Raw genomic sequence first — 18,631 nt, forward strand, 5'->3', positions numbered from 1 at the left:
CTCTGCTTTTCTTGCAACTGCTATACTGGATAAATAAACAGCACCAGGAGTGATAGTGGCAAGAAGGCAATCCGCACCGCGTCTCGAATTTGAAGCGGCAGCAATTTATGAATATCCCGAGCACCTGCGTCCATGGCTTGAAGCGCTGCCAAAGCAGCCAGGGGTGTACCTGTTTCACGGTGAAAGCGAGACTCTGCCGCTTTATATCGGGAAAAGCGTCAATATCCGCAGTCGGGTGCTGTCTCACCTGCGCACGCCGAACGAAGCTGCAATGCTGCGCCAGGCGCGGAGTATTACCTGGCAACGCACGGCGGGTGAACTCGGCGCTTTATTATTAGAAGCACAGCTCATCAAAGAACAGCAGCCTTTATTCAACAAACGCCTGCGGCAAAACCGCCAGCTGTGTTCGTTACGTCTGACGGACTCCCGCCCGCAGGTGGTCTACGCGAGCGAACTGGATTTCTCACAGCAAAACGATCTCTATGGTCTGTTTGCAAACCGCCGCGCAGCGCTCCAGGCACTGCAAAAAATCGCCGATGAACATCGCCTCTGTTACGGACTTATGGGGCTGGAACCGCTCAACCGTGGCCGCGCCTGCTTTCGTTCCGCGCTGGGCCGCTGCGCGGGTGCCTGCTGTGGTAAAGAAAGTACAGACGCGCACCATCAACGACTGCGTGAAAATATGCAAAAAATGCAGTTGGTATGCTGGCCGTGGCCCGGCGCGGTCGCACTGGAAGAAAGCTGTGGTGACATGACGCAATATCACATCATTCACAACTGGCTGTGGCTGGGTGCCGTCGATTCTCTACCGCAAGCGTCAGCGTTAACGCGCCTGTCGGCCAAATTTGATCATGACGGTTATAAAATATTGTGCAAACCGCTGCTCAGCGGCAGCTATAAGCTTCATCCGCTATGAGCGGAGTTTAAACCCCGGTTTATGCCGGGGCTATTTCCCCGCATTTACCAGCCGCCACCGCCTCCACCGCCCGAACCACCGCCGGACGAGCCGCCGCCGGAAGATCCCGAACCGCTGTAGCTCGAGCCTGATGAGCCAGATCCTGAACTGCTGCTGGGCGTTGGCATCGAAGACGTTCGGCAGGACTCGCTGAAGTGACTTACGCTCCCCCAGTCGGCGCTGGCAAACGCCGCCGACATTGCGCCGGTACTGCTCAGATAGTGCGCAAAGGTATCGGCCCAGGTTTTCCCCACCCCGAGCGCCAGCGCAACCGGCAGCAGCTCTTCAAAGTGGGTAATCATCTGTGCGGGCGGATAGATAATCTGATAACGATGCTTTTCAGCGGTACCGAGATACAGTTGCAACCCTTTGGCGATCGCCAGCTCATCCAGCCCCTGTTGCGTATAACGAGGCGTTTTCCAGCCGACAAAAATGCATAGCACGATCGCGGCCAGCAGCGCGCCGATATAACCGGCAGGAAGCTGGGTTACAGGCAATATCCCGAAGAGAAAAAGCCCTCCCCCCAGCGTCGCGAAAGGACCAAAGATGACAGCAAAAAATAGCAGCCCCGCCCCCCAGGCGCGCCACATTTCCCGCGGATGGCATAAAAAGCGCAGCAGAAACGTCAACATCGTTGCGCCGATCAGCATAAAGAGCGCCGCCGGGATGGTGAGCAGCGCAACTTCAACGTTAACCCAGATACCGCAAATCACCGGTATCAGCAGTGCAATATAGATGCAGCGTCGCAGCGGTTGCGCCCACTTGCGAAACAGTTTAGGGCGTAGCGCTTCACAGCGTTTATCCTGCCGAACGCGGCCATTCTGCATCGACTTCTGATGGGCCACGCTGAGGTCGATATTCTTTCTTTTACCTTTAAATAGCGTGCTTAATAGCTGCAGGTCATCGCTGTTTAAGCGGCTGTTCCCCTCAACGGGCAAACGAGTCAGCACCTGTTTTCCGCCCGAGTCTGAAAGCCAGGGACTATGGGATTGATTTTCGTCCCCCTTCACCGCCATCCCGCGCTTCGCTACCAGCCCCAAAAGGTCGCTACTAAAAGCAATATCATCATATTTACGCCGGATGAGAAAACGCAGATAGCCCGGCGACATCCCGGCAGGCAGCGAAAAGAGCGGTACGACCGGCGGCTTCCTCAGTCCTGCTTTGGTCACGTGTTTCCGCCACCAAAGGCCGTAGTACAACGCCATCATCAGCAACGGCAGCCATATCACACTGGTCTTCAGCGTCGGAATAAGGAGATGCACCAGCGGCAACGCGGCTTCCGGTGCCGGAGCGGCAGCAAGAATCGCCCGCGGCCAGGTATAGACAACGGTCAGCCCTTCCCCTTTTGCCAGCGGTCGCAGAGTACGCACACTACCGTCGGGCAGAACTTCCGCATTGTGCTCCTTGGCCCCTGCGAATCCGGTATACACGTCAATAGAACGCAGCCTGGCGTCTTTGGAATCTACATTGAGATTATTGGCTGCTCCCGGCAGCTCCAGACGAAAGCTGGCCCTGGTTATCGGCCAGGCCCAGTCGTTTCCCGTCACGTTCCAGTAAAGCTCATCCCACTCGGGAAAGCGGCTGAAATGGTTACTGATCTGATAGCGAATCTCATAATTGTAGATCCCCGGCCTGAGGGTTTGTTGTGCGCTCCCAATACGCAACGTCAGCGTTTTGGCCTCTTTATCAAGGCTATAGAGCTCATATTTACCATCGCGCGAAACCGATTTAATCTCATAATCGACGCTGAAAATCTTGCCGTCCTGACGATTCCAGGTCAGGGGCAGCGTACGAAAAATTCCCCGACGGATCTCTTTTCCCAGCGCAAGCACCTTAATATTTTCTTGCATCTCCATGCTGCCATTGGGGTTAAAACGCGCCCGGGAGTCGAAAGAGAGAATATGTTCATACGCCGGGATCGCGCCTGGCGGGAGCTGGGAGGCATCCTTGAGAATAATCACGTTATCTGAAGCGAATATGGCAGGGCTGGCCAAAGACAGCAGCAGCCCGAGAACGTGCAGCAGGCGGGTGGACAAATTGAACATGCAATCACTCCATCCGAGGCGATTTGGCCTCTTCGGGAGAGTCCAGTTCAAAAAACAATTCTGTTTTAAAATTAAACAGCCGCGCCAGCAGCAGACTGGGGAAAGACTCCACCAGAATATTGAAATCGCGTACCGTACCGTTGAAGTAGCGGCGAGCCATTTGCAACTGCTCTTCTATTTCGCTGAGGGATTGTTGCAGGGAGAGAAAGTTTTCGCTGGCTCTGAGCTCAGGATAAGCTTCGCCGAGCGCAAATATGCGCCCAATCGTGCCAGCGTAGCTGCGCTCGTTATCCGCTATCTGACGAGTATTGCCCACCAGTTCGCCACGCTGGCGGGATATCTCTTCCAGCAGTTCCTTTTCATGCTGCGCATAGCGTTTCACCAGGCTTAGCAGATTAGGCGCCAGGTCGTGACGACGTTTGAGCTGTACGGCAATACCGCTCCAGGCCTCATCTTTGAAACGCCGCAGGGAGATAAAGCGGTTATAGGTCATGACGACCCAGACGAGTACCACAACGATAATGGCCAGACCGATATACATTTCCATATGTTAAATCCATAAAATAGCAAGCAGCATTAATATTTGCATGTACCCGCAATGATACCAAGGGTATCTATCCTGACACACTCGACCCTGTGGGGTAAATCGGGTTTAACTAACCGGGCATTTTTCGGTTAACCGGCTATATATAAAGAAAAAACCGCCGGCCCTGCCCAAAGCCTGTTGGCATTATTGGGCAAGACCGGCGGTCTTAAGTCAGCGCGCTGAGTTATTCAGCTGGTGCAGGCATTTTACCTTCAGGCGCTTTACGTTCTGTCAGATGCTTCTCAAAATTGGCATTAAACTGTTTTTTCTGTTCCGGCGTCAGAATGTTGTAAATCTTGTTCTGGGTTTCCAGACGGGCCAGCGCCATCTCTTTGTGCTGGGCTTCCATCTTATCCATCTGCGCTTCCGCCTTCGCTTTATCGAAGGTGTCGCTGGCGACCAGTTCATGCATCGCGCGGCGTTCATCCAGAGACGGGCGTTTCATATTTTCACGCTGGCCTTTCATGATGTCGCGAATTTGCGTTTTCTGCGCATCGGTCAGGTTCAGACCTTTGAACATCATTTCGTGCGGGCCGCCTTTGCCTTTATGATGCATCATCGGCTTGCTGTCGGTTGGAGTGGCGGTAGCGTCTGCCGCGTGAGCCAGGTTAGCCGCGCCCAGAGCCAGAGTAGAGGCAACAAACAGTGCAGTAATCTTCTTCATAGTTCAATCCTTACTTTGCGTTATTCTTACGGCGCGTTGCCGTGTTGACGAGATAAACTTTACGACGTTTATCGTCAATTAGTCAGAGCAAGCGTAAAACAATGAAAGTGTAAAAAACATTTTCTCGCCAATTGTGGAGAAAATATGAAAAATAAGGAGAGAATTGCAAGGATAAATAATTAACAGGCTGTTTTATCGAGAAATTATGGAGATTATAAATCAGCAAAGATTAAAAACAAAGCATTTAACCAGGAATAATCTGCAATCAATCTTCAGCGCACAAAAAAATAAGATTAAGGCAGAAAGCCAATTACGCAATACCCCGCCGCCCGACCGGACGACGGAATATCTAGAACCGCTCCAGCATCAGCCCGGCCCGCTGGCCAAAAGCAACGCCAGGGTTGGGAAACAGCACATATTCCTGCGCTTTTTCCACCACGTAGCGGATATCGCCATCTTCGGCCAGCAGCGTACCGGCGGTGAACGACGTGAAGTTGAGCGTTTGCGCCGACATATGCAGTCGAAACAGTTCGCTGCTGCGGGTGATTTGCTGTATCACCCGGTAGCGTAGCGGTGTTTGCCCCTCCTCCAGTGTCATATCCCCCGCCAGTAGACGTGCCAACGCATGTTGGGTCGCAGCAAACAGATTCAGATCATTGTCGCCAAACGGTAACGCCTTGCCTAACTCCAGCGTGCAGGAAAGCGCAGCAAAACGTTCACAGCTAAAATGGGTAAAGGTGCCGCCCGGTTGCTGATGAAACACCAGCGCTTCCAGGCCCGCCGCGCCCAGCCAGCGCAGAAAATCGTCATCCCACGGTTTATCCCGCGCCGGAAGCACGCCAAACCGAGGGTGGAGCGAACCGCGAATGGCGGTGTGTAAATCCAAATGCCATCGCTCCCCCGGGCTCGAGGCATAAAACCGTGTCACTGCACGTTCTAACTGCCTGGCGCGAGCGGTTTCATCACTGGGACTAAACGCTCGCCAGCGCTCACCAAACATACGGTTGATATCACTGTGCACATAGCGCTTGTTCGCTCGCAAAGCCGGTGGATTACCGAGGATCACCAGCAGCCGCCAGCGTAGCGGTAGCTCTCCGCGAAATAGCTGACGCAGCAGTAAATCAGTGATTTCAACCGGTGCGGTTTCATTACCGTGAAGCCCGGCTGACAGCACCAGCGAACGATCGCAGGACTCATGGGGGATAAGCTGCAAAATACCGCAGTCAAGCCAGTGCCAGCGAAAGTGCGCAGTTTGGCCATGAAAATGGTGGGGCAAACGCCCCGCCAGGGTTAATGCCAGAAAGTCATCCACAACGCCTCCTTATTGCTGGAACGGATAGACCGAGACGAGGCGCAGGATTTGCGTTAAGCGATCCAGCGCCTCACGCCCTTCGCGCAGCAACTGCGGGTCGGCAAGATCCGCCTGAGTCAGACGATCGCGGTAGTAGCGGTCCACCCAGTCATTAAGCGTCACGAACAGCCCGTCGTTCATCATGACCGCCGGATTGACTGCCTTCAGCTCGCTTTCGTTCAGTACCACCCGCAAGCGCAGGCAGGCGGGGCCACCGCCGTTGGCCATGCTTTCGCGCAGATTGTAGACCTGTAGCTCGTCAATGGGGTTATCCTCAGCCACCAGCTGGTTAAGATAGCGCCAGACACCCGGATGCTCCTGCGCTTCCAGCGGCAGAATCAGCCGCATCCCGCCTTCGGGTTTACTGAGCAACTGACTGTTGAACAGATAGGTTGCCACCGCATCTTCGACCGAGACCTGGCTTGCCGGTACGACGAGAGGCGTAAATCCAGGAACCTGCTGCGCCAGCTGTTGCAGCAGCTGCGGCTGATCAACAAACGCCTGCTCGTGGCAGAACAACACCTGCTGGTTGCTCACCGCGATGACGTCATTATGAAAAACGCCTTTATCGATCACCGCCGGATTTTGCCGGGCGAAAATCACCTGCCGGGGATTAACCTGGTTCAGGCGGGCAACGGCCTGGCTGGCCTCCAGCGTCTGCCGCGCCGGGTAGCGCTGCGGGTGGCTTTCGCCCCCTTGCTGGCGACCATAAATAAACAGCTGTACGCCCGGCGCACCATATTCGCCGCCGAGGCGATTATGGTTTGCCGCCCCCTCGTCGCCGAACAGCGAGACCTGAGGCAGCGCGCCGTGTACCGCAAAGTGCTGTTCATCAGGGAAAATAGCCCGCAGCAGCGCTTCGGTGGTCGGCGCTTCGCTGGCGCGGTGGAATTTATCATTCAGATTGGCGACGGTCAGATGCACCCGCCCGTCCAGGGAATCAGCGGACGGCGAGACCGTGGCGGCGTTCGCCACCCACATCGATGAGGCGGAGCTGACCGAGGACAATAGATCGGGGGCCTGGCACGCCGCTTTTTCCAGCACCTGTTCATCGTTGCCGGTAAAGCCAATCTGGCGGAGCAGTGGCAAATTTGGTCGCTCCTGCGGCGGGATCAGCGCCTGCGGATAGCCCGCGTCAGCAAGGGCTTTCATCTTCTTTAGCCCCTGCTTCGCTGCCAGGTGCGGGTTCGATACCCGATAGCGATGTTTGGTCGAGGCTTCGTTTCCAAACGATAATCCCGCATAGTGGTGGGTCAGACCCGGCAGCCCATCAAAGTTCACTTCCCAGGCTTTCATTGGGTTGGCTCCTGCTGGAAATCCAGCCCAGGGCTTAGCGTTGCCGGTAGCGACAAATCCGGTGACTCCAGGCTCGCCATCGGCCAGGCGCAATAGTCTGCGGCATACCAGGCACCAGGGCGATGGTTGCCGGAAGCGCCGGTGCCGCCAAACGGCGCGGTGCTGGCAGCTCCGGTCAGCGGTTTGTTCCAGTTAACAATCCCGGCCCGCGCCTCCAGCAGCAGACGGTCAAACTTCTCGCGTTCAGCGGAGATTAGCCCGCACGAGAGCCCAAATCGGGTCGCGTTGGCAAGGGTAATCGCCTCGTCAAAGTCGTCATAACGCCAGACACAAAGCAGCGGGCCGAACACCTCTTCATCAGCCACCTGCGCCACCTCGCTCATCTCGACGATGCCGGGCGTCAGCAGGGACGTTCCGGCCTGCAGCAAGCGCGGCTCCAGCAGCGTCTTGCCACCGTTTGCCACATGCGCCAGCCACGCCTGATGGACCTTTTGCGCCGCCTGCGCTGAAATTAACCCACCGAGGAACGGCTGTGGGTCAGCATCCCACGCATCGGGGATGAGTTTTTGTGACACTGTCACAAGCCGTTGCAGAAACGCATCGCCCGCCTCACCGCGTTTAACCAGCAGACGACGCGCGCAGGTGCAGCGCTGTCCGGCGGTAATAAACGCCGACTGGATCGTCAGATGGACAGCGGCGTCGATATCCTGCGGCTCATCGACAATTAGCGGATTATTGCCGCCCATTTCGAGGGCGAGAATTTTTTCCGGCTGGCCCGCCAACTGTTTATGCAGTTGGAAACCAGTATGCGAGCTGCCAGTAAACAGCAGGCCGTCGATATCCGCCTGCCCGCTCAGGGCCTCGCCGGTTTCACGGCCGCCCTGCAGCAGGTTAAGCACGCCCGGCGGCAGGCCCGCCTCGGCCCACAGTTTTACCACCGCCTCACCGCTCTGCGGGGTCAGCTCACTGGGTTTAAAAACCACGGTATTGCCCGCCAGCAGCGCCGGAACAATATGCCCGTTAGGCAGATGTCCGGGAAAATTATAGGGGCCAAACACTGCCAGTACGCCATGCGGACGGTGGCGCAGCGTCGCGGCTCCGTCGGCCATCGCGGTCTGTGCCTCTCCCGTACGGCTATGATAAGCACTCACTGAAATAGCCACTTTATTGATCATCGCAGTGATTTCCGTTGCCGCTTCCCAGCGCGGCTTGCCGGTCTCCTGAGCAATGATCGCCGTTAATTCCGTCTTGTTCGCCTCCAGCAGCGCGGCAAACTTTTCCGCTATCGTCCGACGCGTAGCGAAGGGCTGACGCGCCCAGGCCGGAAACGCCTGACGGGCAGCGCTCACCGCCAGCGTAACCTGCTCGGTATCCGCATCATTACCCTCCCACAGCAGCGCCTGGCTCACCGGATTGTTTTTAGTTCGGGCCGGGCCGCGACCGCTTTGCCAATCGCCATTAATCCATAAACTCATGATTTTTTCTCCTCGGGGCACAGGCGAACCAGTCTGACCGGGTCGCCGACGTGGCATTTCAGGGCATCGAGTTCGCGCGCGCTTAACATTAAGCGATCGGTTTCCGGGTCGGCGTGAACTAACATGGCGCGAAACTGCTGATATTGCTCATTGGCGACCAGACACACTGGCCACTCTCCAGGCGCTGGCTCTCCTTCTGCGACGGTGACCAGCCGACTTTTGCGGATAGCCCTGACGCGGTTAATTTCACACTCCAGCGTCGGACCGCCGTCGAAGATGTCGACGTAATTAAGATAGCGGAAGCCCTCTTTCTCCAGCACCGCACGGGCCGGGGCCGTTTGCGGATGGACCTCGCCGATCACCGCGCGCGCCTCATCGGATAGAAAGTCGATGTACAGCGGATGCTTCGGCATCAGCGCGGCAATAAATGCCTTTTGTCCGGTGCCGCACAGGTAATCAGCGCGGGAAAATTCCATCGCAAAGAAACGTTTGCCGAGGCTTTCCCAGAACGGCGAATAGCCATGCTCATCGATAACCCCACGCATCTCCGCCACCACTTTTTCGTTGAAGCGCTCGCGGAACGCGGCCATAAACAAAAAGCGCGATTTCGACAGCAGGTAGCCGTTGCCCTCTTTGCGCCATTTCGGGTCGAGAAACAGCGTACACAGTTCGCTGCTGCCGGTATGGTCGTTACTGAGAAACAGCGTCGGCAAGGCGTTATAGACGTTAAGCTCTTTCGAAGCATGGACCTGGGTCCCGACGCGGTAGTTGTACCAGGGATCGTTCAGCCCAACGGCAACCTCGATAGCGCAAATCCCCGCTACCGCGCCGCTGGTGCAATCCTCAAGTACGAACACATAGCCCTGTTCACTTTTCGGCAGCTCACCGCGCCAGGTCATCTGCGAGCGCTCAATCCGCGCAGCAAGCGTTGCCTCGTCAGCCGGAAGCGACGTCAGGCCGCCGCCGGTCTCGCCCGCCAGGGTCATCAACCCCGGCAGATCCCCTTTTTCAACAGGACGGATCACCATCATGATGAGACCCCCGCAAGAAAGTGTTTGCAGGCCAGCTCAAAGCGATCCAGCCCGCAGTTAACCTCTTCTTCACTGACAATTAGTGCGGGCGCAAAGCGCACCACGTTCGCACCAGCAATCAGGATCATCAGCCCATCTTCCGCCGCCTGGTTGCTGATAGCCTTTGCCTTCCCGGCATATTCCTCTTTCAGCACGCAGCCAATCAGCAGCCCCAGACCACGGATCTCTTTAAACAGGCCGTAACGCGCGTTAATGGCGTTGAGTCGTTCACTGAACCACTGATGGCGCTGCTTAACGCCGTTGAGCACGGCTGGGGTATTGACGATGGATAACACCTCTCCAGCCACCGCGCAGGCCAGCGGGTTGCCGCCGTAGGTGGTGCCGTGGGTACCGACGGTCATTACGCTCGCGCAATGCTCCGTAGCCAGCAGCGCGCCAATCGGGAAACCGCCGCCCAGCGCTTTGGCGGTCGAAAGCACGTCCGGCGTGACGCCATAGTGCATATAGGCGTACAGCTCACCGGTGCGCCCGACGCCAGTCTGCACTTCATCGAAAATCAGCAGTGCGTTATGCGCATCGCATAGCTCGCGCAGACCGCGCAGGAAATGGGGATCGGCAGGCACTACGCCGCCTTCACCCTGCATTGGCTCAACAATCACCGCGCAGGTATCGTCATTAATCAGCGCTTTTGCCGAATCAAGATCGTTGTAAATAGCGTGCTGAATTTGCGGCGGCAACGGCGCGAAGTCCTGAGAATAGGCGGGCTGGCCGCCAGCGGAAACGGTGAACAACGTGCGGCCATGGAAGGCATTTTTGAACGCGACGATGCCGCTTTTCTGGCTACCGAAATGGTCATGGGCGTATTTACGCGCCAGCTTGAGCGCCGCTTCGTTGGCTTCAGCCCCCGAGTTACAGAAAAAGACCCGGTCGGCAAAGGTGGCATCAATCAGCTGTTTAGCCAGGCGCAATACCGGTTCATTGGTATAGCCGTTGCCGGTATGCCAGAATTTCCCCGCCTGGTCGGTCAGTGCCTTCACTAGTTGCGGATTCGCGTGACCGAGGGCATTAACCGCAATACCGCCGGCAAAATCGATATACTCCTTCCCCTGCTGATCCCACAGGCGTGAACCTTCGCCGCGTACCGGAATAAAAGCCGCTGGCGCGTAAACAGGCATCATCCATTCATCAAAGTGGCTACGCGTAATTGACTGAGACATATCGACCTCTTCCGGTAAATAAAAAGTTTAAATAATGTTAATAAATATGGTTATCACGGTGTAAATGTAGATTGCACGGTTCGTGCCAGCCAGAGGAAAAAATGCATAAATCGAGGTCAATAACGAAATATCAACAAGTTACAAAAGTCACTTATTCACACAAAATGCATAAAAAGTGAATAAAAATGTCACGCGAGCCTTTTGCAGTGGAAAAAAAAGAAAGATTATGCAGAGGTAAGATATAATTCTGTAATTGTGATCCTCTACGAAATTTATCGGTAATATTCGCCCTTTTTTGGCGCATCGCGTTCCAGAATGGTGCACAGTTTGTGCAAACGGGCTATGGGCTACCGACCACAGCAATTGGCAGATTGACTGCTCCCCGCCCTAAAGGGCGAGAATTCCCACTTCACGGAACCGAACCTAAGCCGCTTTATGCGATTCAGGATTTACAGGCTCTCCGTGGGCTAACACTGCCAGCCCGGCAGCTTTGATATTACGGGCCGCGTTAACGTCACGATCATGGTCTGCGCCGCATTCTGGGCAGTGCCATTTACGAACATCAAGAGGCATCTTTTGCAGGGTGAAACCGCAACAGCTACAGCGTTTTGAGGACGGGAAAAACGGGTCGATTGCGACCACTGAACACCCGGCCCATTCGCCCTTATATGCCAGCTGGCGCGTGAACCCACCCCAGCCTGCGTCTGCTATCGCTTTAGATAGCGACGGGTTGCGGAGCATGTTCTTCACCTTGAGGGATTCGACGCAAACGACTTGGTTATCGTTAATCAGTTTGCGGGTGGCCTTGTGCAAGACATCCATTCGGCAATCGGCAATTTTCGCGTGGAGTCGGGCCACCTTTAAGCGGGCTTTGGCGCGATTTTTCGAGCCTTTGGCCTTTTTACTTAAACGGCGCTGGAGTAGCGCCAGGCGTGCCGCGTATTTAGCGGTATGGCGGGGATTGCCGGACTTGAATCCGGTATCGGTGACGAATAAATCTTTTAAACCAACATCAATGCCGACCATGGAAGCGATGATCGGCAGTGATACAGGCTCAAACTCGCAGAGGCACGAAACAAAGTACCGCCCGGCGGTATCTTTGCTGATCGTGACCGTGGAAGGGACAAATGGCAAAGGGCGACTCCAGCGCACGTCTAAAGGCGCTTTGCTCTTTGCCATGTACAACTTGCCATCACGGTATTTAAACGCAGCATCGGTGAGCGTAACGGCCTGTTTATGGCGTTTGCTTTTGAATGTCGGGTATCTGGCACGTCCGGCGAAAAAGTTTGAGAATCCGGCTTGTTGGTGGCGCAAGGCTTGCTGTAGCGGCACGCTGGAAACGTCGTTGAGCCAGGCAAATTCTGGCTCCTTTTTCAGTGCTGTTAAGCGGGTGCTGGCTTGCGTATAGCCGATTTTCTCCTGGCGCTCATAGTACGCGTCAGTGCGCCAGCGAAGGATGCTGTTATAGATAAAACGCACGCACCCGAACGTTTGAGCCAAAAGCTCAACCTGATCGGGTGTTGGATAGAATCGATATTTATAGGCGCGTTTCATAGGGCTAATAAAATACGCTGAAAAATATAAGCGATGTTGACGAAGGTCAACAAAAATTACGCAGTTACCGCGCTTATATCCCCCCCGATTGGGCGAGGTCTTACGCGCAAATTGATAAAACGTCTAAGCGCAGCCAGACCGGCGAATTTCTGCTACCATCCCTGCACTATTCACCTTGCACAGTGGCAGCAACTATGAAATTTGTCTCCTTTAATATCAACGGCCTGCGTGCCCGCCCGCATCAGCTGGCCGCCATCATCGACAAACACCAGCCCGACGTCATCGGCCTGCAGGAAACCAAAGTTCACGACGATATGTTTCCGCTTGAAGACGTGGCGAAGCTTGGCTACAACGTTTTTTATCATGGGCAGAAAGGTCATTACGGCGTCGCGCTTCTGACCAAAGAAACGCCGATCTCCGTGCGTCGCGGTTTCCCAAACGACGGTGAAGAGGCCCAGCGCCGCATTATCATGGCGGAAGTCCCTTCCCCATTTGGCAACGTCACGGTCATTAACGGCTACTTCCCGCAGGGTGAAAGCCGCGATCATGAAACCAAATTCCCGGCAAAAGCGGCGTTTTATCAAAATCTACAAAACTACCTGGATACCGAGCTGAACAAAGAAAATCCGGTGCTGATCATGGGCGATATGAATATCAGCCCTACCGATTTGGATATCGGTATCGGCGAAGAGAACCGCAAGCGCTGGCTGCGTACCGGTAAATGCTCGTTCCTGCCGGAAGAGCGTGAATGGATGGAGCGCCTGTTGGGCTGGGGTCTGGTCGATACATACCGCCATGCCAACCCGCAGGACAACGAGCATTTCTCGTGGTTCGATTACCGCTCGAAGGGCTTTGATGACAACCGCGGCCTGCGTATCGATCTGCTGCTGGCGAGTAATCCGCTGGCGCAGCGTTGTATCGAAACCGGCATTGACTATGAGATTCGTGGCATGGAAAAACCGTCCGACCACGCGCCGGTTTGGGCAACCTTCAAACCGTAAATCTCTCCCTGCATCAGGCTCTCTGCCCCGGAGAGCCTGAGCCATATCAAAAAAGCCGCGGTAATAGATTGTGAACGGCGGCAAACTATTATACTGTCGCGCGCACTTTTACTGCCCGCGCAAGACAGGAGAACCCAATGCAAAAGAAGCCGTCATAAAGCAGAATATAAGCTGCTTTTTGTTGTGGTCGTATTGAGCATTGTCGCCTGTATTATTCAGCAGTCGGGTTTCACCGAGCTGGTGACTCATTTTCATCATCTGCGCGAGGTTATCCTTCAGAGCGGAACCTTCGGCTATACGCTCTATATTCTGCTGTTTATTATCGCAACCTTGTGTTTGATGCCAGGAAGTATTTTGGTTATTGCCGGAGGGATTATTTTTGGCCCGCTGCTGGGCACCGTACTATCGCTGCTTGCCGCGACCGTCGCCTCTTCGCTTTCGTTTCTGTTTGCCCGCTGGCTGGGCCGCGATCTACTGTTAAAATATGTCGGACGGACGGCGATATTTCAGGCAATCGAAAAAGGTATCGCTCGTAGTGGAACCGATTTTTTAATTCTGACGCGGCTGATCCCGTTATTCCCTTATAATATTCAAAATTACGCCTATGGCCTGACGGCTATTCCGTTCTGGTCATTTACCTTTATTTCCGCCATCACTACCTTACCCGGCATATTTATATATACGCTGATGGCCAGCGAGCTTCTCCGCGACGGTATTACGCTCCTCTTTGTGCTTAAACTGACTCTCGCAGGTCTGGCCTTATTTGCCCTGATACAGGCGGCGAAAAGATACGCCCGCTACCGGCGAATCGATACCGAACAACGACAGGCTGACGATGAAAAATTATAACGCGTACTATCGGGCGGCGATCGGCATCGTGCTGATCGTCGCCCTGCTGGCCTGGTGGCTGGTACCTGGCGTAAATACGTTTATGCAGCACAGCCTCGCGGCTTTTGCCACACTCGATCAGCAGGCGATTGAGCGCTTTATCGACTCCTGGGGTCCACAGGCGGCGCTCGTTTCCTTCGCACTGATGGTTCTGCAAGCTATCATCGCCCCGCTTCCCGCGTTCCTGATCACCTTCGCCAACGCGTCGCTGTTCGGCGCCTTTTGGGGCGGCGTGCTCTCGTGGGTGAGCTCCATGACCGGCGCGGCGCTATGCTTTTTTATCGCCCGGGTATTGGGTCGCGAGGTGGTGGAGAAACTCACCGGTAAAAGCGTGTTGCAGAGTATGGATGGCTTTTTTACCCGCTACGGCAAACACACCATCTTAATTTGCCGCCTGCTGCCGTTCGTCCCTTTCGACCCGGTGAGCTACGCCGCCGGACTCACATCGATACGCTTTCGCCACTTTATGCTGGCCACCGGTGTCGGCCAGCTACCCGCGACAATTGTCTACTCCTGGGCCGGTAGCCTGCTCACCGGCGGCACCTTCTGGCTGGTGACCGGTTTATCGATTCTATTTGCGCTGGCAATTGTGGTGGTCGTCGCAAAAGCCCTCTATCTTGAACAGCAAAAGAGGAGTTCACGATGAGCTTACCGCCCCTGAAGTCAATTCCCCTGATCTTACGCCCGCAGGCCTGGCTGCACCGCCGCCACTACGGCGAAGTACTCAGCCCTATCCGCTGGTGGGGGCGCATTCCGCTGGTGTTTTACCTGGTGTCGATGTTCGTCGGCTATCTGGAGCGCAAACGCTCGCCCCTCGACCCGGTACTGCGATCGCTGGTCAGCGCCCGCATTGCGCAACTCTGCTTGTGCGAGTTTTGTATTGATATTACCAATATGAAGCTGGCGGAACGTACCGGTAGCAGTGACAAGCTACTGGCAGTCGCCGACTGGCGAAACAGCGCATTGTTCAGCGAGCGTGAGCGGCTGGCACTGGAGTATGCCGAAGCCGCCAGCATGACGCCTCCGGTCGTCAACGATACGCTGCGCAGTAAAATGGCCGCGCAATTTGATGCCCAGGCGCTAACCGAACTCACGGCGCTTATCGGTTTACAGAACCTGTCGGCGCGCTTTAATTCGGCGATGGCGATCCCCGCACAGGGGCTATGCCAGATCCCAACCGATTCAAAACCATAAGGAGTGGTTATGCGCAGTTTGTTGATCCTGGCTTTACTATTGCTCTCTCCATTGACTGCCAGCGCCAACTGGCAATCCACACAACAAGAAGCCCGCGGTCAGACGGTATGGTTTAACGCCTGGGGTGGAGATCCGGCGGTCAACCGCTATCTCGATTGGGTCAGCGGCGAAGTAAAGCGTGATTACGCCATCGACCTGCGCATCGTGCATATCGCCGACGCCGCAGACGCGGTTAAACGCATCCAGACCGAAGCCCGGGCCGGGCGCAGTCAAGGTGGTTCCATCGATCTGCTGTGGGTCAACGGCGAAAACTTCCGCACTCTGAAAAGCGCAAATCTACTGCAAACTCAATGGGCGGAAACGCTGCCCAACTGGCGCTTTGTCGATACGCAAAAACCGGTACGTGAAGATTTCTCCATTCCCACCGACGGCGCGGAATCACCGTGGGGCGGCGCGCAGCTCACCTTTATCGCCCGCCGCTTACAAACGCCTGATGCCCCCAAGAATGCGCAAGAACTGCTGACGTTCGCCGCCGCGCATCCCGGTAGCGTCACCTATCCGCGCCCGCCAGATTTCACCGGCACCGCTTTTCTCGAACAACTGCTGCTGACGCTGACCCAACAACCTAATGCCCTGAGCCAGCCGCCGCAGGAGGCCACCTTCGCCGCCGTGACCGCGCCGCTGTGGCAGTATCTCGACCATCTTCACCCTCTGCTGTGGCGTCAGGGCCGCGACTTCCCGGCTTCGCCCGCCCGTATGGATACGATGCTGACGAGCGGTACGCTTAAGCTTTCATTGACCTTCAACCCGCTTCACGCGCAGCAAAAAGCAACCAGCGGCGAACTACCAGAGGACAGCTACGGTTTTGGCTTCACGAAGGGCATGCTCGGTAACGTCCACTTTGTGGCGATCCCAGCCAACGCACGCGCCACGGCGGGCGCAAAAGTGGTCGCCAATTTCCTGCTCTCGCCCGAAGCGCAACTGCGCAAAGCTGACCCGGCAATATGGGGCGACCCCAGCGTGCTGGATCCGGCGAGTTTAACGGATACTCAGCGCCAGGCCTTTAACGCCGTTGTGCCGCAGAATATGCCGCCGATGCTGGGCGAACCGCACGCTGCCTGGGTTGATGCGCTGGAGCAGGAATGGCTGCGCCGCTACGGTACGCACTAACGCTGCTAACCTGGGGAGCGGTGGCGCTGATCTATTTACCACTGCTCCCGGCGGCTTCACTGATGGCGCTGCCAGCACTGCGCCTCTCCTGCTGGCAGGCGCTGTTTGCCGATCCACAGTTCACTCAGGCGTTAACGGCGACTCTGGTTTCGACGCTGCTGTCGGTTGGCGGCGCGCTGCTTATCACCGCCACTGTTGTTGCCGCACTCTGGCCATCGACTGGCTGGCAACGGCTGGTGAGAAGGCTTCCGCTGCTGCTGGCGGTACCCCACATCGCTTTCGCCACCGCTGCCCTGCTGCTGTTTGCCGAGGGCGGCTGGCTCTATCGCCTCTGCCCCTTTTTATCCCCCACGGTCGACCGCTACGGCATCGGTCTGGGCCTGACGATGGCGGTTAAAGAGAGCGGTTTTCTGTTGTGGGTGGTTTATGGCCTGTTGGGTGAGAAGCGTCTGGCCGGGCAGGCCACGGTATTAAAAAGCCTCGGTTATGGTCGCTGGCAGTGTCTGAAATGGCTGGTTTTACCGATGCTGCTTCCGTCGCTGTCGATAGTGCTGCTGGCGACCACCGCCTGGAGCCTTTCGGTGGTGGACGTCGCGCTGGTGATCGGCCCCGGCAACCCGCCGACGCTGGCGGTGCTGGCATGGCAATGGCTAAACCAGGGCGATGATGCGCAGCAGGCCAAAGGCGCTATCACCAGCCTGGTCTTGCTGTTGATCCTCGCCGTTATGGCGACCGGGGCATATGGCGCGTGGCGTCTCTGGCGTCGGCGAATACCGCGCGTTGAGGGAATGCGTCAACCCCAGCCACGAGCGCTGGCGGGGAAAACGTTCGCCATTTTCCTGCCACTGTGCGGCGTGGTCTGCGCCCTGTTTCTCGCGGCCGTCGCGCAAAATACTCAGCCGGTCAGCGAGAGCATCAGCAATAGTTTATGGTTGGGGCTATGCTCAGCGCTTATCGGAGCGGTGATTTGCCTGCTATGGCTGGAGCTTGGCCCCTCCCGCGTCAGTGGATGGATTTGGCTACCGCTGGTTTTGCCCGCGTTACCGCTGGCGGACGGGCAATATCAGCTGGCGCTGTATGCATGGCTGGACGGCGAGTGGCTCACCGTTTTGTGGGGACATCTGCTGTGGGTGGTGCCGTGGATGCTGTTTATCCTGCGCCCGGCGTGGCGTAGTCTCGACCCGCGCACGGTGCTGGTTGCGCGAACCCTCGGCTGGCAACGGGGGCGCATTTTCTGGCTGGTCACTCTGCCCTCGCTAACGCGCCCTTTGTTGACCGCGCTGGCGGTTGGCTTTTCAGTGAGCATCGCGCAATATCTGCCAACTCTGTGGCTGGGGGCCGGACGTATTCCAACGCTCACCAGCGAAGCCGTGGCCCTGAGCAGCGGCGGCGATACGGCAACCCTCGCCGCCCAGGCGTTATGGCAGCTTCTTTTACCGGCGATTTTCTTTGCCCTCACCGCCCTGCTGGCCTGGCTGACGGGCCGCTATCGACAAGGATTACGCTAATGTTGACCGTCAAAAACTTAACCCTGGAGCTCGATAAACAGTCGCTGCTGCGCAATGTGGATTTTTCAGTGGTTCCCGGTGAAGTCCTGACGCTGATGGGGCCATCCGGTAGCGGAAAGTCGACCCTGTTTGCCTGGATGGTGGGTGTGCTGGAAGAGAATTTCCGCGCCTGCGGCGAACTGTGGCTGGATAACCAGCGCTGCGATAATTTGCCAATCGAGCGGCGATGCATCGGTATTTTGTTTCAGGACGCGCTGCTGTTCGACCACTTCAGTGTGGGGCAAAATCTGCTGCTAGCGCTTCCTGCAGACATTAAAGGGATGCAGCGAAAAACGCAGGTGGAACAGGCGCTGGAGCGCGCCGGGCTGGCGGGTTTCTATTCCCGCGATCCGGCGACACTTTCCGGCGGCCAGCGCGCGCGGGTCAGCCTGCTGCGGTCCCTGCTGGCCCGACCGCGAGCGCTGCTGCTGGATGAACCGTTTAATCGCCTCGACGTTGACCTACGCGCCGACTTTCGCCAGTGGGTATTCGACGAACTGACACGTCTGGCGATCCCTGCGGTACTGGTCACCCATGACAGCCAGGATACTCCCATTGGGGGGCGCTGTTTGCATATGAGCCTCTGGCATTGAAAGCCTGCGCTATCGCAAAGAATTATTCACTGATAACGCGGAGAATTGCCGCTCAATTTTCTAC

The 18,631-nt window shown here is 56.4% G+C and carries 17 protein-coding genes; 8 read left to right on the forward strand and 9 right to left on the reverse strand.

Going from position 1 to position 18,631, the window contains the following annotated elements; genetic code table 11:
- The first annotated feature begins 55 nt into the window (after nucleotides 1-55).
- Nucleotides 56-916 (forward strand): excinuclease Cho, encoded by an 861-nt coding sequence (cho, locus tag AC07P6_RS18045; protein ID WP_478314025.1) that lies wholly within the window; start codon nucleotides 56-58, stop codon nucleotides 914-916.
- Between the two features lie 44 nt (nucleotides 917-960).
- Here cho and AC07P6_RS18050 read toward each other — a convergent pair whose 3' ends face one another.
- The 9 genes from AC07P6_RS18050 to AC07P6_RS18090 form a co-directional block, all read right to left on the reverse strand.
- Entirely contained in the window at nucleotides 961-3,000 is a 2,040-nt protein-coding gene (locus tag AC07P6_RS18050; protein ID WP_478314026.1) for a DUF2207 domain-containing protein, read from the reverse strand.
- Nucleotides 3,001-3,004: 4 nt separating this feature from the next.
- Nucleotides 3,005-3,547 carry a LemA family protein gene (locus AC07P6_RS18055; RefSeq protein WP_304258454.1) on the reverse strand — a complete coding sequence of 181 codons (543 nt, stop codon included), beginning with the start codon at nucleotides 3,545-3,547 and terminating at the stop codon, nucleotides 3,005-3,007.
- Nucleotides 3,548-3,770: 223 nt separating this feature from the next.
- Complete coding sequence (gene spy, locus AC07P6_RS18060; RefSeq protein WP_478314028.1) at nucleotides 3,771-4,250, reverse strand: ATP-independent periplasmic protein-refolding chaperone Spy; 480 nt, start codon at nucleotides 4,248-4,250, stop codon at nucleotides 3,771-3,773.
- 349 nt (nucleotides 4,251-4,599) lie between these two features.
- Nucleotides 4,600-5,562: a succinylglutamate desuccinylase gene (gene astE / locus AC07P6_RS18065; protein ID WP_478314030.1), complete on the reverse strand. Its 963-nt coding sequence runs from the start codon at nucleotides 5,560-5,562 to the stop codon at nucleotides 4,600-4,602.
- Nucleotides 5,563-5,571: 9 nt separating this feature from the next.
- Nucleotides 5,572-6,897, reverse strand: coding sequence for an N-succinylarginine dihydrolase (astB, locus tag AC07P6_RS18070; protein ID WP_478314031.1), 1,326 nt, complete (start codon nucleotides 6,895-6,897; stop codon nucleotides 5,572-5,574).
- Nucleotides 6,894-8,372: a succinylglutamate-semialdehyde dehydrogenase gene (astD, locus tag AC07P6_RS18075; RefSeq protein WP_434659140.1), complete on the reverse strand. Its 1,479-nt coding sequence runs from the start codon at nucleotides 8,370-8,372 to the stop codon at nucleotides 6,894-6,896. The genes astB and astD overlap by 4 nt, the downstream gene beginning before the upstream one ends.
- Nucleotides 8,369-9,403 (reverse strand): arginine N-succinyltransferase, encoded by a 1,035-nt coding sequence (gene astA, locus AC07P6_RS18080; RefSeq protein WP_434659141.1) that lies wholly within the window; start codon nucleotides 9,401-9,403, stop codon nucleotides 8,369-8,371. The genes astD and astA overlap by 4 nt, the downstream gene beginning before the upstream one ends.
- Nucleotides 9,400-10,620: a succinylornithine/acetylornithine transaminase gene (gene astC / locus AC07P6_RS18085; RefSeq protein WP_434659142.1), complete on the reverse strand. Its 1,221-nt coding sequence runs from the start codon at nucleotides 10,618-10,620 to the stop codon at nucleotides 9,400-9,402. Before astC ends, astA begins: the two co-directional genes overlap by 4 nt.
- Before the next feature lie 423 nt (nucleotides 10,621-11,043).
- Nucleotides 11,044-12,174, reverse strand: a complete 1,131-nt coding sequence (locus AC07P6_RS18090; RefSeq protein WP_478314033.1) for an RNA-guided endonuclease InsQ/TnpB family protein — start codon at nucleotides 12,172-12,174, stop codon at nucleotides 11,044-11,046.
- A 194-nt stretch (nucleotides 12,175-12,368) separates the two neighbouring features.
- Here AC07P6_RS18090 and xthA point away from each other — a divergent pair, with 194 nt between their 5' ends.
- From xthA to AC07P6_RS18125, 7 genes are all read left to right on the forward strand, one after another.
- Nucleotides 12,369-13,175: an exodeoxyribonuclease III gene (gene xthA, locus AC07P6_RS18095; RefSeq protein ID WP_478314035.1), complete on the forward strand. Its 807-nt coding sequence runs from the start codon at nucleotides 12,369-12,371 to the stop codon at nucleotides 13,173-13,175.
- 198 nt (nucleotides 13,176-13,373) lie between these two features.
- Nucleotides 13,374-14,024, forward strand: coding sequence for a TVP38/TMEM64 family protein (locus AC07P6_RS18100; protein WP_434664128.1), 651 nt, complete (start codon nucleotides 13,374-13,376; stop codon nucleotides 14,022-14,024).
- A complete protein-coding gene (locus AC07P6_RS18105; protein WP_181482591.1) occupies nucleotides 14,011-14,709 on the forward strand; it encodes a TVP38/TMEM64 family protein in 699 nt (232 codons plus the stop codon). The genes AC07P6_RS18100 and AC07P6_RS18105 overlap by 14 nt, the downstream gene beginning before the upstream one ends.
- The gene (locus tag AC07P6_RS18110) at nucleotides 14,706-15,257 is read left to right on the forward strand and encodes a carboxymuconolactone decarboxylase family protein (RefSeq protein ID WP_478314037.1); all 552 of its coding nucleotides are present in this window, start codon (nucleotides 14,706-14,708) and stop codon (nucleotides 15,255-15,257) included. The genes AC07P6_RS18105 and AC07P6_RS18110 overlap by 4 nt, the downstream gene beginning before the upstream one ends.
- Before the next feature lie 9 nt (nucleotides 15,258-15,266).
- A complete protein-coding gene (locus tag AC07P6_RS18115) occupies nucleotides 15,267-16,427 on the forward strand; it encodes an ABC transporter substrate-binding protein (RefSeq protein ID WP_478314039.1) in 1,161 nt (386 codons plus the stop codon).
- On the forward strand, nucleotides 16,400-17,935 hold the full coding sequence (locus AC07P6_RS18120) for an ABC transporter permease subunit (protein WP_434659145.1): 1,536 nt from the start codon (nucleotides 16,400-16,402) through the stop codon (nucleotides 17,933-17,935). Before AC07P6_RS18115 ends, AC07P6_RS18120 begins: the two co-directional genes overlap by 28 nt.
- Entirely contained in the window at nucleotides 17,935-18,567 is a 633-nt protein-coding gene (locus AC07P6_RS18125) for an ATP-binding cassette domain-containing protein (protein WP_478314040.1), read from the forward strand. Before AC07P6_RS18120 ends, AC07P6_RS18125 begins: the two co-directional genes overlap by 1 nt.
- Nucleotides 18,568-18,631 lie beyond the last annotated feature (64 nt).

This window comes from Klebsiella sp. GFKo11 (assembly GCF_056490265.1).